This is a genomic window from Proteus sp. fly-1067 (genome assembly GCF_040139345.1).
In the GTDB taxonomy this organism is placed as follows: Bacteria; Pseudomonadota; Gammaproteobacteria; order Enterobacterales; family Enterobacteriaceae; genus Proteus; species Proteus vulgaris_B.
In genome coordinates this window covers 98092-117672 of the sequence record NZ_JBEEUL010000011.1, presented here as the reverse complement: position 1 = coordinate 117672, position 19581 = coordinate 98092, and the positions used below count along the sequence as shown (strand labels likewise).

Sequence of the window (19581 nt, the reverse complement as noted above, 5' to 3'; positions counted from 1 at the left end):
GCTTTTGATTCATCAAAAATTCTGAAATCAGATTATTTGTTCTCAGCTTTTAAATCATCAATTTTTTGTTTTGCTTGATCAGTCAATTGATCCGCTTTATCAAGTGCTTTATTTTCAGTCTCTTGAGCTTGTTGCTTTATATCACCACTTGTTTTTGAAGCATCGCCTTTTAGCTGATCAACTTTTGTGTCAGCTTCTTGCATCAGGTTATCAGCTGTTTTACTGGCATCTTGTTTTAACTCTGCCGCTTTTTCAGAGAGTTTATTGCTTTCAGCCTCTAGACTTTGCTTAATCTCTTCTGCTTTTGTTGCACTCGCATCTTTTAACTCATCAGTTTTTTGTGAGATGTTTTCTTTTAGCGTATCTGTTTTTTCATCAGCTTGTGTTTTTAATTCTGCGGCTTTTTGCTCTGCTTTATCTTTTAGCTCTTGAGCTTGTTGTGTTAATTCATCTGCTTTTGCTGCTGCATCTTCTTTTACGTCAGCAGCTTTATCTTTAGCCTGTTCTGTCAGTTCGTTAGCTTTATCTTGTGCTGTCTCAGTTACTTGAGTTGCAGTTTCTTTTGCCTTATCAATACTATCATCGACTTTTTTAGATGAATCATCACAACCTGCAGTGATAGTAACAAGACCCGCTAGAACCAATGAAGTAAGTAGTTTTTTATTCATTTTTTTCTCCAAAATGTGTGTTCAAAAACAATTCAGTGATATCCCGCGTAAGTAGTAAAAAGGCGAGAAGCTATTACGCTGATAGTAAGAGATTACAGATAAACTATCGTAATAAGTATAGTGTGAGTCTTAAAATCAACTAACCTAAGTATATTAAGTGTTTGTTCTTAGTCAAATCCCATGAAAAATAATTTTAATTTTTATCAGGATAGCGTTTTCTGCTTTATAATAATGAGGGCAAATATTATTGGAAATGTGAGATGCAAATGGAATATTACTTTCTGGTTATTATCAAATTTATTATTGGTTTTACTATCATATTAGCCCATATGAATTTATCAGGAAAAACACAACTTTCTCAATTAACTCCCATTGATTTTATTGGTAATTTTGTTCTTGGGGGTATCATGGGAGGCGTGATTTATACTGATGCTATTCCTCTTTACCAATATATTATTGTCTTTTTAATCGGTGTTTGTTTTATCTCTTTGCTCAACTATATCAGCAAACGATTCAATTTTTTTCGTGCGGTTACCATTGGAAATCCGATCCCTATCATAAAAAAGGGTGAGTTTATTATGGAAAACATCATGGAGAAGAAGAATAAAATAGACATTCTTAATATTACTTCACGTCTTCATGCTCAAGGTATCCATTCGTTTCAAGAAGTTAACTACGCACAAATTGAGCCTGATGGACAAATTACAGTAGTGTGTGATGGCGCTAAAATGCCGTCCTTGATTGTGATGAAAGACGGCGTTATCCGTACTTCAGAATTAGTACAAATAGAAAAAGATGAAGCATGGTTGCAAGAAGAAATGAAAAACCAGCATATTGATAAGCCTGAAGATGTTTTTTTAGCTGAGTTTTGGGATGGAAAAGTGAACTTTATTTTGCAAGATGGCAAGATAAAGCGTACCGCATCATTGCAGAATAATTAACTAAAATACAAATCGATGATTGGGTGAATGCTGTAGAGTAACAATGGCGACATAATGTCGCTATTGTTACTTTCTAGTAGTAGAACTATAACTTAAACACGGCAAAATCCGCCGCAATTTCAGTATGACTAAAAACGTGTTGGCATTCATTGAGTAATTCAACACAGTCTTCTGGTAAATAGCGACTACTAATATGGGTAATAATCAACTTTTTGACATTAGCGTCTTTTGCTAATGTTGCAGCTTGTACTGTCGTTGAATGCCCGCGACTATTTGCTTGTTCTGCCATTTCATGTTTAAACGTCGCTTCATGTACAATAACATCTGCGTTATTAGCCAGTTTTAATGCATCTGGTGTGGGCTGTGTATCACCGAAAATAGCAATACAGCGTCCTTTTATTTCAGGGCCGATATACTCTTGACCATTAATGACTCTTCCATCGGGCAATGTGATAGTTTTGCCTTGTTTTAACTCTTGTAACCAAGGACCCGTCGGAATATTTTCAGTTTTTAGCTTCAGGGCATCAAGTTTACCATGGCTATTTTCTTCTTCTAAGCGATAGCCAAAACAAGGTACTGGATGAGAAAGTGCTTCACAACTGACTTTCATTCCTTCTTCTTCAAACAGAAAACCAGCTGCGTCAATTTCAACAATATTAATCGGGTAAGTTAAATAGGAGTGACTTAATGTCAGCGATGTTTCTATAAAATCTTTGATGCCAGTGGGGCCATATACTGTTAATCCTGCCTCAGTCCCTCCCATTGAACGACTACAAAGTAGTCCCGGTAAACCAAAAATGTGGTCACCATGTAAATGGGTAATAAAAATTTTATTTAAACGTGGTAATTTCACGCGAGTATGTAGTATCTGATGCTGTGTGGCTTCACCACAATCAAACATCCACATACTTTTTTGTTTATTTTGTAAATCAAGCACCATACTTGTGACGTTCCGATCTTTAGACGGAACACCTGCATTAGTACCTAAAAAAATGAGCTCCATAATGAAATATTATTCTCCATGTTGAATTCGTTCCCAGCTTAAGCCAAATTTCGCAAGGTATTTGCGTAGACGATCGGCATCGTTGGGCTGTTTTTTATTTTGCCTTGATACTGCGAAAAGTTTTCTACCAGCTTCTGAGAGAGTTGATGATTGCTGACAAGTTTTGATAACCGTATTCAGTTGGCTGAGATCGAAAAGATCGATATCCAGATCTTTCAATAAAGAAGAAGAGGTTATTCCCCAGCTTTGTTTTAAACGGCTAATTTCTTCCTCAACAAGTGCTAGAGTGATGCGACCATTTTCAGCAAGTGTTGCCATTCGCGTTATACTAGCACTAAGTTCACGAAAATTACCACGCCATAATGCCTGCTCAGATGTGGCGAACCGAATGTAGTGAGATTTTGCATCTGAATTAAAGCGGATCACTTTTTGATAGAGTGTTGCAAAGTGATGCAGCTCATAGTCAATATTGGGTTCAATATCCTCTTTGCGATCGACTAATCCCGGTAATGAAAAAGACCACATATTAATCCTTGCATAGAGATCTTCACGAAAAAGCCCCTTTGCAATTTGTTTATCCATATCTCGATGTGTACCTGCTATCAACTGAAAATCGCTTTGTACTTCAGTATCTGAGCCATACGGATAAAAAGATTTTTCTTCTATTGCTTTAAGTAGCATCGCTTGCTCATCAAGCCCTAATTCTGCAATTTCATCAAGAAATAAAATTCCTTTATCGGCTTCTCTTAATAACCCTTGCCTAGCTTGCAATGCACCTGTAAATGCACCTTTTACATGTCCAAATAAAGTGGACATGGCGTTGTCACCGCGCAAAGTAGCGCAGTTAACTGCGATAAAACGCCCTTTTACAAAATGGCGTGATTGTCGTAATTCATAAATACGTTGAGCAAGAAATGATTTTCCTGCACCTGTGGGGCCAGTTAATAGAATAGGGGCAAAAGAGCGCAATGCGACTCGTTCAATTTGAGCAATTAAGGTATTGAAACGTTCATTTCGTGTGGCGATCCCTGATTTTAAAAAAGAGAGCGACTCATTATGGTAGTGCTCAAATCGGCTCGTTAATTTTGTATAACGGCTTAAATCAAGGTCAATAATGGCATAACTGCCCGTTGCTGATTGTATGGTTTTAGCACCATCTTTATTTTCTATTTTAGAAGTGGGTGAGGTTTGTAATAGTTTTGCAGGTAAATAATGTGCTTCTGTCAGTAAAAACCAACAAATTTGAGCAATATGTGTTCCTGTTGTGATATGCACATAATATTCTTCATTTTCAGTATCAAATGGATAATTTACTGCAAAATCAAGAAAATGGCTGTAAACCTCTTCAAGATCCCATGGATCACAAATATCAATTTCATATGGCCACACCTCTGTATCAGGTGAGACAGTATGGATATCTTCTGTGATTTTAGATGCTAGCATTGAGTCATTAGGCTGGTGGATCATCACTAATCGGCTAACAGGAAAATCCTTTTGATGACAAATGGAAATTGTTGGGCGCCATGAGTTCCACCTTTTATGGCTTTTACCTCTTTTATCTAATGTTGTGCCTAAAACACCAATCACTACTTTGCGTTTCATTAAGTTATCCCTACTTATTTTTTATCTATTTTTATAAATATATAGATAAAAAGATAGGATTCTGTTGTTTTAATTTAATAGATAAATATCTAAAGATCGTATTAAGAATATTTTTGTTAATATAAACAATGAATTAAAAATATTTTTGGTGGTTTTTGAAAACTTGGCACGATATTGGCAATGTTATTACTGTCTTGAGCAGATTTTAAATCTGGTAGGCACATGAGGAACACTCTGTGGTGTTATCTAAATGTGTTCCTCTACATCGAGACTCTGTAGGTGAAGAGGGTTATTTTCAGGTTCGATTCCTGACACCAAAACCATTACAAATCCAAATGTAAAATTAACTATAAAAAATCGTTGTGACAGCTGTACCGTCACCTTGCTTGTCCACCAGCAACTGAGCTGGATTGATAGCCGAAGAAGAGACAAACAAAGCATTGTTCCTCTCTTGTTTTCCTTTCAGTTTCGCAAAGCTTGCCCGTGGAAAAGTAAGTCACGATAAATTGCACTATATAAAGAAGAATAAAAGAAGAAGGAACGAAAAATGATAAAAACAACAATTGTGGTAAAACAGGGACAGTTAGCACTTTTAAAGAAAAAAGATGAGTACATTGATGTGCTAACAGCAGGTGAACATAAGTTTTTTGATTTTGGGCATCAGCTCAGTGCAGATATTTTCCCTTTAAATGGTGGGGCATTAGAAAGCGAGAAAGCTGAATTTTTACGTCAATACTATCCTCAATGGGTGACTGAGTATGGTTTTGATATTGTGTTATCGGATGAGGAGATCGGTCTTTTATATGAAAACGGCTCTTTAAAAGAGATCTTAGCACCAGGAACGCGACGTTTATATTGGCGTTATTCCGACCGCTCTTTAGAAATAGTATCTATCGATGAACTTGAAGTATCTTCAATCTTGATGAAAAAACTCCAGCACCCTAAATTACGAAATCAAGTCATAAAGGGAAGTGAAGGGGTTCTTACTGTGGATATTCCTGCTTGGCATGCTGGTGTTATTCGGATCAATGGGGAAACACAAGCATTGTTGCCTCCGGGATTAAAAGGATATTGGCGTTATCAGCATAAAGTAGATGTTGAAGTAGTCGATATGCGTTTACAAACACTGGATGTTAGTGGGCAGGAGATCCTAACGAAAGACAAGGTGACACTGCGTATTAATTTATCGGCTAACTGGCGTTATAGCGATGTACTTTTAGCATATCAGCAACTGGCTTCACCATTGGAGTTCTTATATAAAGAGTTACAGTTTGCGTTACGTGAAGCCGTAGGAACAAGAACATTAGATGAATTATTAGAAAATAAAAGCCTGATAGATAGTTTAGTCAGTGAAAAAATCAGTGAAGTGACCGAAGGATATGGTATTGAAGTGGCTTCATTGGGGGTAAAAGATATTGTTTTACCCGGTGAAATGAAAACGATTTTAGCGCAAGTCGTTGAGGCAGAAAAATCAGCTCAGGCTAATGTTATTCGCCGAAGAGAAGAGACATCCGCAACGCGTTCTTTATTAAATACGGCAAAAGTGATGGAAAACAATCCAGTGGCCTTACGATTAAAAGAGCTAGAAACCGTAGAACGTATTGCAGAACGTATTGATAAGATTTCCGTTTACGGTGGTTTAGACCAAGTATTAAACGGGTTAGTACAAATTAAAGGAGCACAGGCATGATATTGGATCATCAAATAGTAAAAGAAGCAGGAACTGCTGAAATCAAAATGTGGACAAATGGTGTGCCAGTTGAGGCCGATGCTCTAAAGCAACTTATCAATACCGCTAAGATGCCTTTTATCTTTAAACATATGGCGGTTATGCCGGATGTTCACTTAGGCAAAGGTTCAACAATAGGTAGTGTTATCCCAACCAAAGGTGCGATTATTCCAGCGGCTGTTGGTGTGGATATCGGTTGTGGAATGATTGCAGTGAAAACATCATTACATGCAAATGATCTACCCGATAATTTATTTGCGATAAGAACAGCAATAGAACAAGCCGTTCCTCATGGAAGAACGAGTTATCAATCAGGGAATGATCGTGGTTCATGGAAGAACCCACCTAAACTTGTTGATCAACATTGGCAACAACTTGAAGGGCGTTTTAAGGTTTTAACTGATAAATACCCACGTTTACGAAATACTAATAATTATCGTCATCTTGGAACATTAGGAACAGGGAACCACTTTATTGAGTTGTGTCTTGATGAATCAGATAACGTCTGGGTAATGTTGCATAGTGGATCTCGAGGTGTGGGTAACGCTATCGGTACGTTATTTATACAAATGGCGCAAGAAGATATGAGAGAACATATTGCTAATTTGCCGGATAAAAACTTAGCGTATTTAAAGGAAGGAACGCTTTTCTATGATGACTATATAGAAGCGGTCGAATGGGCTCAGGATTTTGCACGACATAACCGAGAAGTCATGATGGAACGTGTGTTGGCCGCATTATCAACGCACATCACTAAACCTTTTACGACACAGCAACAAGCTGTGAATTGTCACCATAACTATGTGCAAAAGGAAATGCATTTTGGTGAGGAAGTACTGGTAACACGAAAAGGAGCTGTTTCAGCACAACATGGTGAAATGGGGATCATCCCTGGTTCAATGGGGGCTAAGAGTTTTATTGTAAGAGGAAAAGGAAATGCTGAAAGTTTCTGTTCATGTAGCCATGGTGCTGGGCGTGTAATGAGTCGAACAGCAGCTAAAAAAGCCTTTAGTGTTGAAGATCAGATCCGGGCTACAGCACATGTTGAATGTCGAAAAGATAAAGATGTCATTGACGAAATTCCAATGGCTTATAAGGATATTGATGCGGTTATGAAGGCACAATCATCTTTGGTTGAAGTTGTTCATACGCTAAGACAGGTGGTGTGTGTAAAAGGTTAATCATACTTTTTTTAAGATAATTCATAACTATCCCCAAACGGTAACGTAGGGGATAGTGAGATATGACAGCGTGTGCATGTAATGCAAATGAATAAAAATTTTAAGAACAGAAATTTTCTTTAAATAAGATCCTTATTTTCTGATTAAAAATCAAACAAAGAATGTTTAATATTTTTTATAAATAAAGATTGATATTAAATTTACAGCCTCCTAATAAAGATAATCAAAAAAAGAACTTTGATATTAAATTATTCTTTTACTAGAAAACGATTATTAATAAATTATTAATACCAGTAATCGTGATTATTTATTTAATATAAAACTATTCCTAAATTTTTTAATTAGATTGAAATTAACTTTATTCTTATTGAAAAAGTATAGCCTACTCTATTTAGTGTATTAATTCTCAGTAAGTATATTAATTAAAAACTAAATGTTAATTCCTTATGTCCCAAATGTGAAAAAAACGTTTTGAATTGCTTGCTGTATAGATAACAGTATGTGAAATATTCCGATGCCCCAAGTAATCCTGAATTAAACGCGTATCTCTACCTAAATCAGCAAGCGCATAGCCACATGCATGGCGTAACATATGGGGATGAGGGCTTATAGATACATTAGCTTCTTTACCTAAACGGCGAAGTAATCCATATACTTGTTGACGAGAGATTGGACCTGTTTTTTGGGATAAAAAGACCCATTCTGAGTCAGATTCTCTCCATGTTTCCCTTTTTTTCAACCAGTTAACTAACGCATCATATTCCTCTTCTATAATTGGTTGTGTTGTTGATAAACCCCCTTTCAAGCGTCTGACGTAGAGTATCCTACTTTCCAAATCGATATCGCTTAAGGTTAGCCTGCATAGTTCACTAACACGAAATCCATGTAAAAAACACATTAAAAACATACAGTAATCTCTTTCTGGGTACCGTCCTTCTTTTGCTTGCTTCAAAATAGCGTTGATCTCAAAACGTGTAAGAAACTTACGTTGCTTCATTTTCATAACCTTTTCAATGAGATAACAAGGAACAAAAGTCAATTGATACATAACTATAACAAGTAATATGCATCAATAAAGAGTTGTATTTTTTTTATGCTGTACTTTTACTTGTTAATTTTAAACAAGTTTATTGAAAGTTTATTTATTTTTAGAAAATGAAAGTGATTGATTGACAAAGTGAAAAGTGAGTATAGATAGGAATTCGGTCATCTTTAGAGAAATAAACAGAATACACCAAATTGTTTACTATTATTCTCTGGCTTCTCACTTAAGTCAAATTTAATATTAATCACATATCATCGATTATTTAACATATTGATATTTATCATTATTTCAAAAAGCAAATATGATTGGTTACTTTGTTTAAAATCCAGAAATAAATTTTTTTACTTTTTTCACAAATTATAGTAATTACACTTAGAATTATAAACTCTTTTTTCGCTATTTAAAGCCGTATTATCTAAATGCGTTTGATTTCGAGATGAAAATTTTTAACAAAACAATTTGGTGTATTTTGTTTTGTTTCTAACGAAATTTAATTTCGTTTTGGACGGGCACAAGTATACCAAAATTAAAAAACTCAATAATGAGTCATTCAATTAGGAATAATTCAATCCTAATGAATTTATTATTTTTAATGTCTTCGTCCTTTATATTTTAGGAAACAAAAAGATGAAATTAAATAAATTAGCGTTAGTTCTTGGCTTAGGTTTATCTGTTGCTGCGGGTTCTGCATTTGCTGCTGATCAAGGTCACGGTACTGTTAAATTTGTTGGTTCAATTATTGATGCTCCTTGCTCAATTACTCCTGATACAGAAAATCAAACTGTTCCATTAGGTCAAATTTCTACTGCTGCATTAAAAGATGGTGGTCGTAGTAATTCTCGTGATTTCAAAATCTCTTTAGAAAATTGTACAACTGAAACTTATAAAACAGTTCAAACAACTTTCACTGGTTCAGAAGATGCAGACATTTTAGCAGGTTCTTTAGGTATTGAAGGTATCGCTAAAAATGCTGCTGTTGTTATCACCGATGCGGGTGGCAAACAAATCAAATTAGGTACACCAAGTGCAGCTCAAAACTTACGTGATGGTAATAATGATCTGAACTTTGCTGCTTACCTACAAGGTTCTTCTGCAGAAGCCGCTGTTCCTGGTGACTTCACTGCAATTGCAACTTTCGCACTGACTTATCAGTAAGAAAAAATAAGTTCTGTACATGGATGTACAGAGCTTTATTTCCTGTGTCTATTTTTAACGATTTTTTTCTTACGGAGAAAAATATGAATCGCAAGATGACACCACTATGGCTATGCCTTATTGCCAGTTTACTGACAACATCGGTAATAGCAAGTGATGTAAAACAAGATAAAAACATGCATCAGCGATTTGGGGTACTTAATCTTTCAGGATCGATTTTAGAACCATCTTGCACGATTGCAGCAGGAAGTGGCGAACAAGTTATTCCACTGACAACGGTTTCTATTCCAATGTTAGTGACTGAAGGGCAAGGACCTATTGAGTATTTTTCTATCAGATTAACGGAATGTACGCTAATTGAACAAAAAGGTCAGGAAGCGGACAACCCTCGTTTTATTGCAACGTTTGAAGGACCTTCTAACGAAAATGGTAATTTTGCACTTTCTGGTGAAGCAAGGGGTGCATCATTAGCGATAGCTGATCGTTATGGTAGACAAGCTATTCCAGGGCAACCATTGCCCCCTGTTGGTATTGATTCGAAATCAATGGCGTTACTTTATCAAGCGCGAATAGTCAAAAATAACGAAATACCCAAAGCAGGGAATTACCGTACAACGCTGCGATTTAAGCTGGAATACTATTAAATGGATCGGGTTGGATAATTTATGGCGAGATCATTCAAAACCGTTGGTTTAGGGACGGAAAAAAAGAAAAAACAACATACTATTCGGCCTGTTGCTGTACTGATCTATTTAATTCTTACTGGAGCTTCCAGTATTTCAAGTTCAGCTTTAGCAAATAGTGATATTGAATTTAATGCCGATATTCTGGATCTAAAAGATAAACAAAATATCGACTTATCAGATTTCTCTCGTGCGGGCTATATTATGCCCGGCCGATATGAGTTTGTTGTTCGTGTTAACAATAATGAACTTCCTGAACTTTATAACATTAATTATGTAGTGCCTGCCAATGATCCTAAAGGTAGTGAACCTTGCTTGCCTCCAGAGTTGATCCATCAAATAGGCCTTAAACCTGAATGGGCTGAAAAAGTTAAATATCAAGATAATGGAAGTTGTCTTGATATGTCTTCCATTCCCGGCATGACAATAAATGCAAGTCTGGGAAGTGGCAATCTTATTCTGACTATTCCTCAAGCTTATCTAGAATATTCAGCACCAAACTGGGATCCACCTTCTCGTTGGGATCACGGTATCTCAGGCGTGCTTTTTGACTATAACGTTAATGCTAACGTGACAGATCCCGCTAAAGGAAAACAACGTCAACAAGTTACAGGTTTAGGAACCGTGGGAGCAAACTTGGGTGTTTGGCGCTTCCGTGCTGATTGGCAAGCAAGTTATCAGCATACAACGGGTCTTCCTGATAGCACTGAAAATAGTTGGAAATGGAACCAGCTTTATCTTTATAGAGCAATCACCCAATTAGGGGCTCGCCTTGTGATGGGGGAGACTTATTCACGCTCTGACATTTTCGATAACTTCCGTTTTACTGGGATTAACTTGTCTACGGATGACAATATGCTACCGCCTAACTTAAGGGGATATGCCCCTGAAGTAACGGGTGTGGCAAAAACGAATGCGAAAGTGACGATTAGCCAACAAGGCCGTGTGATCTATGAGACTCAGGTTGCTCCTGGGCCGTTTCGTATTCAAGACATTAATGATGCAGTGAGTGGCAAATTAGATGTACGTGTTGAAGAACAAGATGGATCTGTTCAAGAATTCCAAATGGATACTGCAAGTATTCCTTATTTAACACGTCCGGGCCGAGTGCAATATAAATTATCTGCGGGTAAACCGTCAGATATGAACCGTAATACAGAAGGCCCTGTTTTTGGTATGGGTGAATTCTCGTGGGGTATTAGTAACGGTTGGTCACTTTATGGTGGTTCATTAGTCTCGGGCGATTATAACTCAGTTTCTGCTGGTATTGGTCGTGACTTAATGGCACTGGGTGCTATCTCTTTTGATGCAACACATTCTTGGGCCAAAATTCCAAGTGATAACAAGCGCTATCACGGTGGTTCTTATCGCTTAAGTTACTCAAAACGTTTTGAAGAAATAAATAGCCAAGTGACATTCGCAGGCTATCGATTCTCCGAACGTGATTTTATGAGTATGAACCAATATTTAGATCGTCGTTATCGTGGTGGTGAAGAAGATAACAATAAAGAGCTTTATACCATTATGTTTAGTAAGCAGTTCCCTGAATGGGGATTGAGTGCCTACTTAAACTATAGTCATCAGACTTATTGGAATAAGCCTAATAATGATAACTATAACTTGTCATTAGCCAAAACGATGGATGTTGGTAGCTTTAAAAATATCAACCTCAGTCTATCGGCGTTTCGCAATAAATTTAATGGCACCAATGATAATGGCGTTTATATGAATGTCAGCATGCCTTGGAGCGATCGCGCAACCATTAGCTACAACACCGTGATTAACAAACACGGTAATTCACATAATGTCAGTTATTACGATCGTATTGATGACAATAGTAGCTATCGTGTTGGTGCTGGTTTAAGCAGTAGCGGTAAACCATCTGCAGATGCCTATCTTATGCATTACGCTGATGCGGCATTAATCACTGCTAGTGCGAGCCATATTAATGATGAATACACATCAGCCACATTATCACTGCAAGGTGGGGCAACATTGACACCAAAAGGTGGGGCATTACACCGTACAAGTCGTACAGGTAGTACCCGTTTACTTATTGATACAGATGGTATTTCTGATGTACCAGTGAAAAGTATCGGTGCTATTACTCGTACCAATGCTTTTGGTAAAGCCATACTGCCTGATATCAATGATTATTACCGTAGTAGTGCCAGTATCGACCTTGATCAGATGCCAGATAACACTGAAGCATTACGTTCAATTCAACAACTCACCCTAACAGAAGGCGCAATAGGCTACCGTCACTTTGATGTGGTGTCGGGACAAAAAGCCATGGCTGTTATTCGTTTACAAGACGGAACTTATCCACCATTTGGTGCCAGTGTCACAACCGATAAAGGCCGAGAGCTCGGTATTGTCAATGATGGTGGGAATGTCTACCTGACAGGTATTAATAGTGGCGATGTGTTGAGTGTGCGTTGGAATGGACAAGAGCAGTGCAAAATTCATATCCCGACATTAGTTGAAGGCATGTTTATATCTTCATTATTACTAACTTGTGGTGATGGTAATACCGCACCGACAACAATCAATCAAAGAACCGAACCCTTACCTAAACCTCAATTGATCACAAAATAAGGTTAGGCAAAAGGGAAAGATAAAAATAATTTCAGACAAAAAGAGTAATTTAAAATGATGTTATTAAAGCGCTTATTTGTTGTAACAACCACTTTATTGACTGGAATGATGTTTACTAGTCAAGCCATTGCCGCGATTGCTTTAGATAGAACGCGCGTCATTTTTAATGGCGCGGATAAATCAATTAGTTTAAATGTCAGTAATCAAAATAAAGAGTTGCCTTATTTAGCACAAGGTTGGATGGAAAATGAGAATGGCGAGCGTATTGATTCTCCATTACTGGTTTTACCACCGATCCAACGTATTGAACCTGGCGATAAAAGCCAAGTAAAAGTGCAGTCATTGCCGGACATTGCTAAGTTGCCACAAGATAGAGAAAGTGTTTTCTATTTTAACTTGCGTGAAATTCCACCTCGTAGTGATAAACCCAACGTATTGCAAATTGCATTACAAACCCGAATTAAGTTGTTTTATCGCCCAGCGGCTATTTATGCCACTCAAACGGATCTGACTAATCCTTGGCAAGAAAAAATCATCCTAACGAAAAAAGGTGATCGTTACGAAGTGAATAATCCAACACCTTACTACGTAACATTAGTTGATGGATTGACAGGATTACAAGGAAAAAGCCTTGATGGTTTTCAGCCATTAATGATTGCACCTAAAAGCACAGGCACGATAAACCTAAATGCTTCTGCATTTGGCGCATCACCAGTATTAAGTTACATCAATGATTACGGTGGACGTCCACAAATGAAATTTAGCTGTAATGGCAATGAATGCAAAGTGACAGAAACATCAGCAGGATACTAAATAGGTCTATTTTATGAAAATGGAACAGCGGTTTAGCCCAAGCAAAGCAGTGTTGATTTTTATTCTGGCAACATTTACTGGAGGCCTAAGTTTTACTGCTGTTGCGAATTTACCCGCTAGAGCGGTGAAAGATGTTATTCCGGGAATTGTTTATATCAATATCACTGGAAATGTTATTGCCCCTCCGCCTTGCTTGATCAATGACGGCAAAATGATTGAGGTGAATTTTGGCGAGGTGATGAGTACGCGTATTGACGGCGCAAATTATAAACAGCCGGTTCACTATACCGCCACGTGCCAAAAGATGCCGACAAATGCAATGAAGGTTTATATCACTGGTAGCGCAACTGGATTCGATTCAAATGCACTACAAACAGATATTACAGGATTAGGAGTACGTATTTTATATCAAGGCCAATTATTAGATTTAGGCAAAGCTATTAATTTTACCTACCCTAATTTGCCTGATTTAGAAGCTATTCCTGTTCGTGATCAGAGTGCCACATTAAGCGGTGGTGATTTTGTCGCCAGTGGTACGTTGCATGTGGATTATCAGTAAGGGGTCGGAAAATGAATAAATTAAAATACATATGCCTGATTGCATTACTGAATTCTTACGCTGTCATGAGTGCAGATACACCGAATATGAAATTATTTGGCACTTTATTAGTTCCACCGCCTTGTGTAATTAGCAATAACCAACTGATTGATGTCTATTTTGGACACAACGTAGGTATTCATAAAGTAGATGGTATTAATTACACCGAATCAGTGAATTATCAATTGGTCTGCGACCCAAATTTAAAAGGATGGGATTTAGGCCTTTCTATTATTGGTCCTAAAACACAGTTTGATGAAGCTGCGCTACAAACCAATATTCCTGATTTAGGTATTCATCTCACACAAGATGGTCAGCCTTTTAAACTAAACGAACGCATTGCGATATCACCGGATAATCCACCAGTGATCCAAGCTGTGCCGGTTAAAAGACCGGGTAGCACGCTACCTGAAGGTGCATTTGAAGTTTCAGCAACACTTCTTGCTGAATACCAATAGGAGCGCATTGATGAAAATGAAAAGATTATCGATCCCGTTCGTTTTGGGCTTAATCACGTTTATGGGATTAACATCAACGGCGTTTTCTGCACCAGACAATATGTACTTTCACGGCATATTAGTTGATGAGCCTTGCACCATAAAACCTGGTGATGAAACCGTTGAATTAGATTTTGGTAATATTCCTGATAAGAATCTTTATGCATATCAAAGAACACCAAGCAAATTATTTCAAATTCGCTTATCTGAATGTGATCTCACTATTGGTAAAAGCGTCAAAATTACATTTAAAGGTGATGAAAACCAAGCCATGGCAGGGCAAGGCTTTTTAGCGATTAGCTCAAGTAGTCAAGCGGCTGGAATTGCAGTTGGATTGGAATCTGAAAATGGAAATGCCTTACCTGTTAATAAAGAGACAGACAAACTTTCATTAAATGCTGATGACACTATTTTAAATTTTTATGCCTTTATTCAAGGGGAGCCGGATGCGATTGCCAATCAATCCATTAAGCGCGGTCCATTTAGTGCAATAGCCACATTTCATTTGAATTATGACTAATTATTAGGGTTGAGGTTTTATATGTCCATATTAAAGCGACTTCCGGCTTTATGTATTGCAATAGGTTTGCTGTTTTCAGCGCCTGCGATGGCATCTATTTTTTCTTATATTACACATTCCGAAGGTGAGCCTGCTCACGCCACTTATACCTATGTTATCCAACGCTGGGACCCTGAAGATCCCTATACTCCCAACCCTTGTTATGGCTGGAGTAAATGCTGGATAACAATTAACCATAAGCATGATGCTAATGGTTCTCCAGGTTCGGCTGTAAGAAGTATTGTTCGCGTTGAAAAAGAACGTTATTTAGCTGGTGTTCGTGATGCTGTTATGAGGGTTGAGAGTTTTCCAATACAAGGAACAGCAAGACACGATGGTGATCCTTTGACCTCAAACCAAGAGTGTGTCGGTCTATTTTATGAATCTAAGGAAGGCGGCTGGTCTCCCAATGGACGTTTATTACCGGGATCATTATGTGGTATTGCACCGCCACCCGTTGGTGCCTGCAAAATAACAGAAGGAGCTGTAAACCTTAATTATGGCGATATTGACGAATTCAGTTTAGAAAATGCAGCACGCGCTCAAAATATTAATGTGACTTGCAACTTAGCAATGAAGGTTCTGGTTATTGCATCGGGCTCAGACAGTGGCCGAGTTCCATTACGACCTGATAATAGCCTTTATGCTGATTTATTTCTTGATGGTTATCCTGGTGAAAGAGGCTCTGTAATTGATGTTCCTAAAAACGGAACCATACCTGTAGAGGTTAAATCAATTTTACATACCAACGGTCGCGTTGCACCAGGCTATTTCTCTGGTTCAGGTTCAATTATTTTAACGATGCCTTAATCATGATAATGGGTGAATATTATGATGAATTACGATTTTACAGATATTAATGTTAATGCGTTAGTTGGAAAGCGAATTCAGAAAAAGCGTAAAGAGTTAGGTTATACCGGTATGCAAATTGCTGAAAAAATTGGTGTAAGCCAACAGCAATTCTCTCGATATGAGCGCGGGATGAACAAGATAGATTTAAGCTATCTTGTTTTATTAGCTAGCTATCTAAATACACCTATTTATTGGTTTTTTGAAGATTGTTTTATACCAAAATCCTCATCAGAAAATCTACGTGTTGATAAACGTAGCTGTATCATTGCTGAAGCGACACCCGATGTCTTTTTATACTAATACATACGACTAAATAATATCCAAAATTTGGTGTTTTAGTGTGTATGTGTTTCTTTGATTGATTACCTATTGGTAAGGCAAGGGGAACCTTGCCCTTTTTTTATATAAAAAATATTAAATTGAGAGATGAATTTGAGCAGTTGTTAAAGAAGGCAAGTATTACTTACCTTCTTTTTTTATCTTTAAAAGATCAGTAATATTATTTTTAAATATTAACTTAACAATTTTAATCGTTCCTTCCTTAGATTATCGATTCTTCATTCTACTTATAGTTATACGTACAACATCTACTGTAAAATTACCTATTTATGTTACAAATAAACTAAGCTTTTAACCTATTTTGACCGTTTATTCGACATTGTTTTCTCTTTTATAGTAATTACAACCGTTACTATCAGGTTTATCAGAGTGTTTAATCGATTCTGGCTATTAATTAAAGATATTTTCAGTCATAAAAGGTTAATAAATAATCATAATAATGTTAAAAAATGTTACCTTATGCACATTTTTTAATTTTAGATATTATAAATTAATTTTAATGTAAGTGATTTGTAATTGTATAACTTATTTTTATCCAATTGTTTATTAAACTAAAAAATACATTATTTAATAATTTTGTCATGATGTTTATCTTAAATAAGACGGTTATAAATAGGATTAACAGATGGTCATAATAAAAAGGGTTGTGTACTGTGCATTTTCTGTTTTTTTATAAAAAGGATAAATGATGCAAACAAAAAAACAGGGAGGCAGTCGCTTTCTACGCACAGTGGAATGGTTAGGAAACGCGCTACCCCATCCCGTTATTTTATTTATTATTTTAATTGCTATTTTACTTGTCTCTTCGGCGGTTGGTGAATATTTTGGTGTTACAGTACAAGATCCCCGACCAGAAGGCGCAAAAGGACGCGCAGAAGATGGCTATATTCATATAATTAGCTTGTTAGATGCCGATGGCATTCGCCGTATATTGGCCAATATTGTCACAAACTTTACGGGGTTTGCCCCTTTAGGTACGGTGCTGGTGGCATTATTAGGTGTCGGTATTGCTGAACGTGCGGGCTTATTATCTGCAGTGATGCGTTTAGTGGTAATGAAAGCACCACGTAAAATGACTACTTTAGCTATTGTGTTCGCAGGTATAATGTCGAATACCGCTGCTGAATTAGGGTACGTAGTGTTGATACCGTTATCAGCAATTATCTTCCATTCATTGGGACGACACCCTCTAGCGGGTCTTGCGGCTGCATTTGCGGGGGTTTCTGGTGGTTACTCTGCTAACTTACTCTTAGGTACGATAGATCCATTGTTATCGGGCATTACACAGCAAGCGGCACGTATTATTGATCCAACTTATATAGTGGGTGCTGAAGCGAACTGGTACTTTATGTTTGTCAGTACATTCCTGATCACTTTCTTAGGTTACTTCATCACAGAAAAAATCGTTGAACCACAATTGGGTCCATATAACGGTAATGAGCTTGATGAAGAAGAAAATGATTTAAGGAATGCAGCTGAAGTTACGCCGCTAGAAAAGAAAGCATTATGGGCTGCAACAGGTACATTTATTGCTATGGGCGTGATTTTAGCGCTAACAGTTGTTCCTGAAAATGGCATATTGAGAAACCAAGAAACAGGGTTAATTGGTAATTCTCCTTTCTTAAAATCTATTGTCGTCTTTATTTTCTTATTCTTTGCAATTCCGGGTATTGTTTACGGTTGGGTTGCTAAGACAATGCGAACAGATAAAGACATTGTTGATGCCATGGCGAATTCGATGAGTACGCTTGGACTTTATTTAGTCATTATTTTCTTTGCTGCTCAGTTTGTTGCTTTCTTTGGTTGGACAAATATTGGTCAGGTTATTGCTGTTAAAGGTGCTGCATTACTTAACAGTATTGATATGCCAAGTGGTTTGTTATTTTTAGGATTTATTTTAATCTGTGCCTTTATTAATTTAATGATAGGTTCTGCATCGGCACAATGGGCGGTAACTGCACCTATCTTTGTACCAATGCTAATGCTTGCAGGTTATGCACCAGAAACAATCCAAGCAGCATATCGAATCGGAGATTCTGTCACTAATATCATTACCCCTATGATGAGTTATTTTGGTTTGATATTAGCGGTTGCTACAAAATACAAGAAAGACACAGGTATTGGCACTATGATTTCTATGATGTTGCCATATTCTATTATTTTCTTAATTGGCTGGTCACTCTTATTCTACTTATGGGTATTTGTATTCCATTTACCAGTAGGGCCTGGCTCACCAATCTATTACACACCAACAGCAGGTTAATTCTCTGCTATAACAGAAGCTTATACAGAGATGTATAAGCTTCTCTCTTTTTCTTATTTATCCATTTCTTCTTTATGATTTGTCAATTTATCAGCTAATTGATTGGCATAGTCTGCATGTAAAAACTGAGTATCTAAACCTGCTTGTTGTAATTTTAATTCAAGCAATACTAAACGCTTTTGTAGTGATTCATGCTCTTCTCCTGTTTCATTTAGCGTACATAGGATTTCGGCTAAAGATAATGCTTCTTTTCTATCTTGCATTTCAGGAGGTAAGAAACCTGCATTTTTTAATAAATGATAGCTTGCTCTAAGTGATTTAGGTACATGACTATTATCATCGAGGAGCAACGGTTTACCTTCACCTTTTAGTGATGATAGCTCACCTTTTTGTAGTGCTTGTTCAATGTGGCGCTCAGCCCATTCATCAATAATTGACATTGTAAACCTCGTTATTTTGAGATTATTTTAAGCAGAAAAGATCACGCATACTCAATTTATCTTGATCAAATTATATAATTTGATATTATATTTTTATATTATATAAAAATGTATATTAACTAAGGGATATCTAATGAGTAAGTACAAAGAAATAGTAACAGACATTGCAAATAACATGGGAGCATTGTCTCAAAATATTCCAGAAGTGATGAAAGCTTTTATGAGCACCACAAAAGCTGGTGGTAAAGAAGGCGCATTAGATGCAAAAACAAAAGAATTGATCGCTATTGCAATTGCTGTTGCTAATCGTTGTGATGGGTGCATTGGGTTCCATACTAAAACTTTAGTTGAACTCGGTACAACAGAACAAGAACTATCAGAAACATTGGGCGTTGCTATTTATATGGGTGGCGGCCCTTCAGTTATGTACGCTGCCAACACTATGGGTGCTTTTAAAGAATTTAGTAAATAAGATTTTTATCATTATATAACTAAAATAACATAGTCATAAGGCCAGAATAAGTTCATTCTGGCTTTTTTATTTCTTATAGTTTATTTATTATTTGTTTAAGTTACAACCGTAAAGTAAAAATATCTATTATTAAAAACGGATTA

Annotated in this window: 19 protein-coding genes; 14 read left to right on the top strand and 5 right to left on the bottom strand. The window is 36.9% G+C overall.

All coding sequences use genetic code 11. From position 1 onward, the window contains the following. Positions 1-32: 32 nt before the first annotated feature. Complete coding sequence (locus ABN217_RS14740) at positions 33-668, bottom strand: hypothetical protein (protein ID WP_196553628.1); 636 nt, start codon at positions 666-668, stop codon at positions 33-35. A gap of 266 nt (positions 669-934) precedes the next feature. Between ABN217_RS14740 and ABN217_RS14735 the strand changes: the two genes are divergently transcribed. Continuing rightward, entirely contained in the window at positions 935-1609 is a 675-nt protein-coding gene (locus ABN217_RS14735) for a DUF421 domain-containing protein (RefSeq protein WP_109408083.1), read from the top strand. 85 nt (positions 1610-1694) lie between these two features. On the opposite strand, the gene rnz is transcribed toward ABN217_RS14735, so the two are convergent. Together rnz and rtcR are read right to left on the bottom strand one after the other, a co-directional pair. Continuing rightward, on the bottom strand, positions 1695-2612 hold the full coding sequence (gene rnz, locus ABN217_RS14730; RefSeq protein WP_197269485.1) for a ribonuclease Z: 918 nt from the start codon (positions 2610-2612) through the stop codon (positions 1695-1697). A 9-nt stretch (positions 2613-2621) separates the two neighbouring features. Continuing rightward, positions 2622-4214: an RNA repair transcriptional activator RtcR gene (gene rtcR, locus ABN217_RS14725; protein ID WP_340895355.1), complete on the bottom strand. Its 1593-nt coding sequence runs from the start codon at positions 4212-4214 to the stop codon at positions 2622-2624. 550 nt (positions 4215-4764) lie between these two features. On the opposite strand from rtcR, the gene ABN217_RS14720 reads away from it, so the two are divergent. Then, on the top strand, positions 4765-5904 hold the full coding sequence (locus ABN217_RS14720) for a slipin family protein (RefSeq protein WP_196553686.1): 1140 nt from the start codon (positions 4765-4767) through the stop codon (positions 5902-5904). Then, a complete protein-coding gene (locus ABN217_RS14715; protein ID WP_197269483.1) occupies positions 5901-7124 on the top strand; it encodes an RtcB family protein in 1224 nt (407 codons plus the stop codon). The genes ABN217_RS14720 and ABN217_RS14715 overlap by 4 nt, the downstream gene beginning before the upstream one ends. Positions 7125-7560: 436 nt before the next feature. On the opposite strand, the gene mrpI is transcribed toward ABN217_RS14715, so the two are convergent. Next, the gene (gene mrpI, locus ABN217_RS14710) at positions 7561-8121 is read right to left on the bottom strand and encodes a phase variation DNA invertase MrpI (protein ID WP_197269482.1); all 561 of its coding nucleotides are present in this window, start codon (positions 8119-8121) and stop codon (positions 7561-7563) included. A 675-nt stretch (positions 8122-8796) separates the two neighbouring features. Between mrpI and mrpA the strand changes: the two genes are divergently transcribed. From mrpA to ABN217_RS14660, 10 genes are all read left to right on the top strand, one after another. Further along, positions 8797-9324 (top strand): MR/P fimbria major subunit MrpA, encoded by a 528-nt coding sequence (mrpA, locus tag ABN217_RS14705; RefSeq protein ID WP_036932684.1) that lies wholly within the window; start codon positions 8797-8799, stop codon positions 9322-9324. A 95-nt stretch (positions 9325-9419) separates the two neighbouring features. Then, the gene (locus tag ABN217_RS14700; RefSeq protein ID WP_141124310.1) at positions 9420-9968 is read left to right on the top strand and encodes a fimbrial protein; all 549 of its coding nucleotides are present in this window, start codon (positions 9420-9422) and stop codon (positions 9966-9968) included. 21 nt (positions 9969-9989) lie between these two features. Next, entirely contained in the window at positions 9990-12605 is a 2616-nt protein-coding gene (locus ABN217_RS14695; protein WP_196553633.1) for an outer membrane usher protein, read from the top strand. A gap of 54 nt (positions 12606-12659) precedes the next feature. Further along, the gene (locus ABN217_RS14690) at positions 12660-13418 is read left to right on the top strand and encodes a fimbria/pilus periplasmic chaperone (RefSeq protein ID WP_072070704.1); all 759 of its coding nucleotides are present in this window, start codon (positions 12660-12662) and stop codon (positions 13416-13418) included. A gap of 13 nt (positions 13419-13431) precedes the next feature. Then, a complete protein-coding gene (locus ABN217_RS14685) occupies positions 13432-13977 on the top strand; it encodes a fimbrial protein (protein WP_196553634.1) in 546 nt (181 codons plus the stop codon). Between the two features lie 11 nt (positions 13978-13988). Continuing rightward, positions 13989-14474 (top strand): fimbrial protein, encoded by a 486-nt coding sequence (locus tag ABN217_RS14680; RefSeq protein ID WP_072070703.1) that lies wholly within the window; start codon positions 13989-13991, stop codon positions 14472-14474. A gap of 10 nt (positions 14475-14484) precedes the next feature. Then, positions 14485-15033, top strand: a complete 549-nt coding sequence (locus ABN217_RS14675; protein ID WP_072070702.1) for a fimbrial protein — start codon at positions 14485-14487, stop codon at positions 15031-15033. A 21-nt stretch (positions 15034-15054) separates the two neighbouring features. Next, a complete protein-coding gene (locus ABN217_RS14670) occupies positions 15055-15882 on the top strand; it encodes an MrpH family fimbial adhesin (protein WP_072070701.1) in 828 nt (275 codons plus the stop codon). A 21-nt stretch (positions 15883-15903) separates the two neighbouring features. After that, positions 15904-16224: a helix-turn-helix domain-containing protein gene (locus tag ABN217_RS14665; protein ID WP_269436262.1), complete on the top strand. Its 321-nt coding sequence runs from the start codon at positions 15904-15906 to the stop codon at positions 16222-16224. A 727-nt stretch (positions 16225-16951) separates the two neighbouring features. Next, complete coding sequence (locus tag ABN217_RS14660) at positions 16952-18526, top strand: AbgT family transporter (RefSeq protein WP_196553635.1); 1575 nt, start codon at positions 16952-16954, stop codon at positions 18524-18526. 53 nt (positions 18527-18579) lie between these two features. On the opposite strand, the gene ABN217_RS14655 is transcribed toward ABN217_RS14660, so the two are convergent. Then, positions 18580-18966, bottom strand: coding sequence for a DnaJ family domain-containing protein (locus ABN217_RS14655; RefSeq protein ID WP_072070698.1), 387 nt, complete (start codon positions 18964-18966; stop codon positions 18580-18582). 133 nt (positions 18967-19099) lie between these two features. On the opposite strand from ABN217_RS14655, the gene ABN217_RS14650 reads away from it, so the two are divergent. Then, entirely contained in the window at positions 19100-19438 is a 339-nt protein-coding gene (locus tag ABN217_RS14650) for a carboxymuconolactone decarboxylase family protein (protein WP_349459557.1), read from the top strand. The last annotated feature ends 143 nt before the right edge of the window (positions 19439-19581 follow it).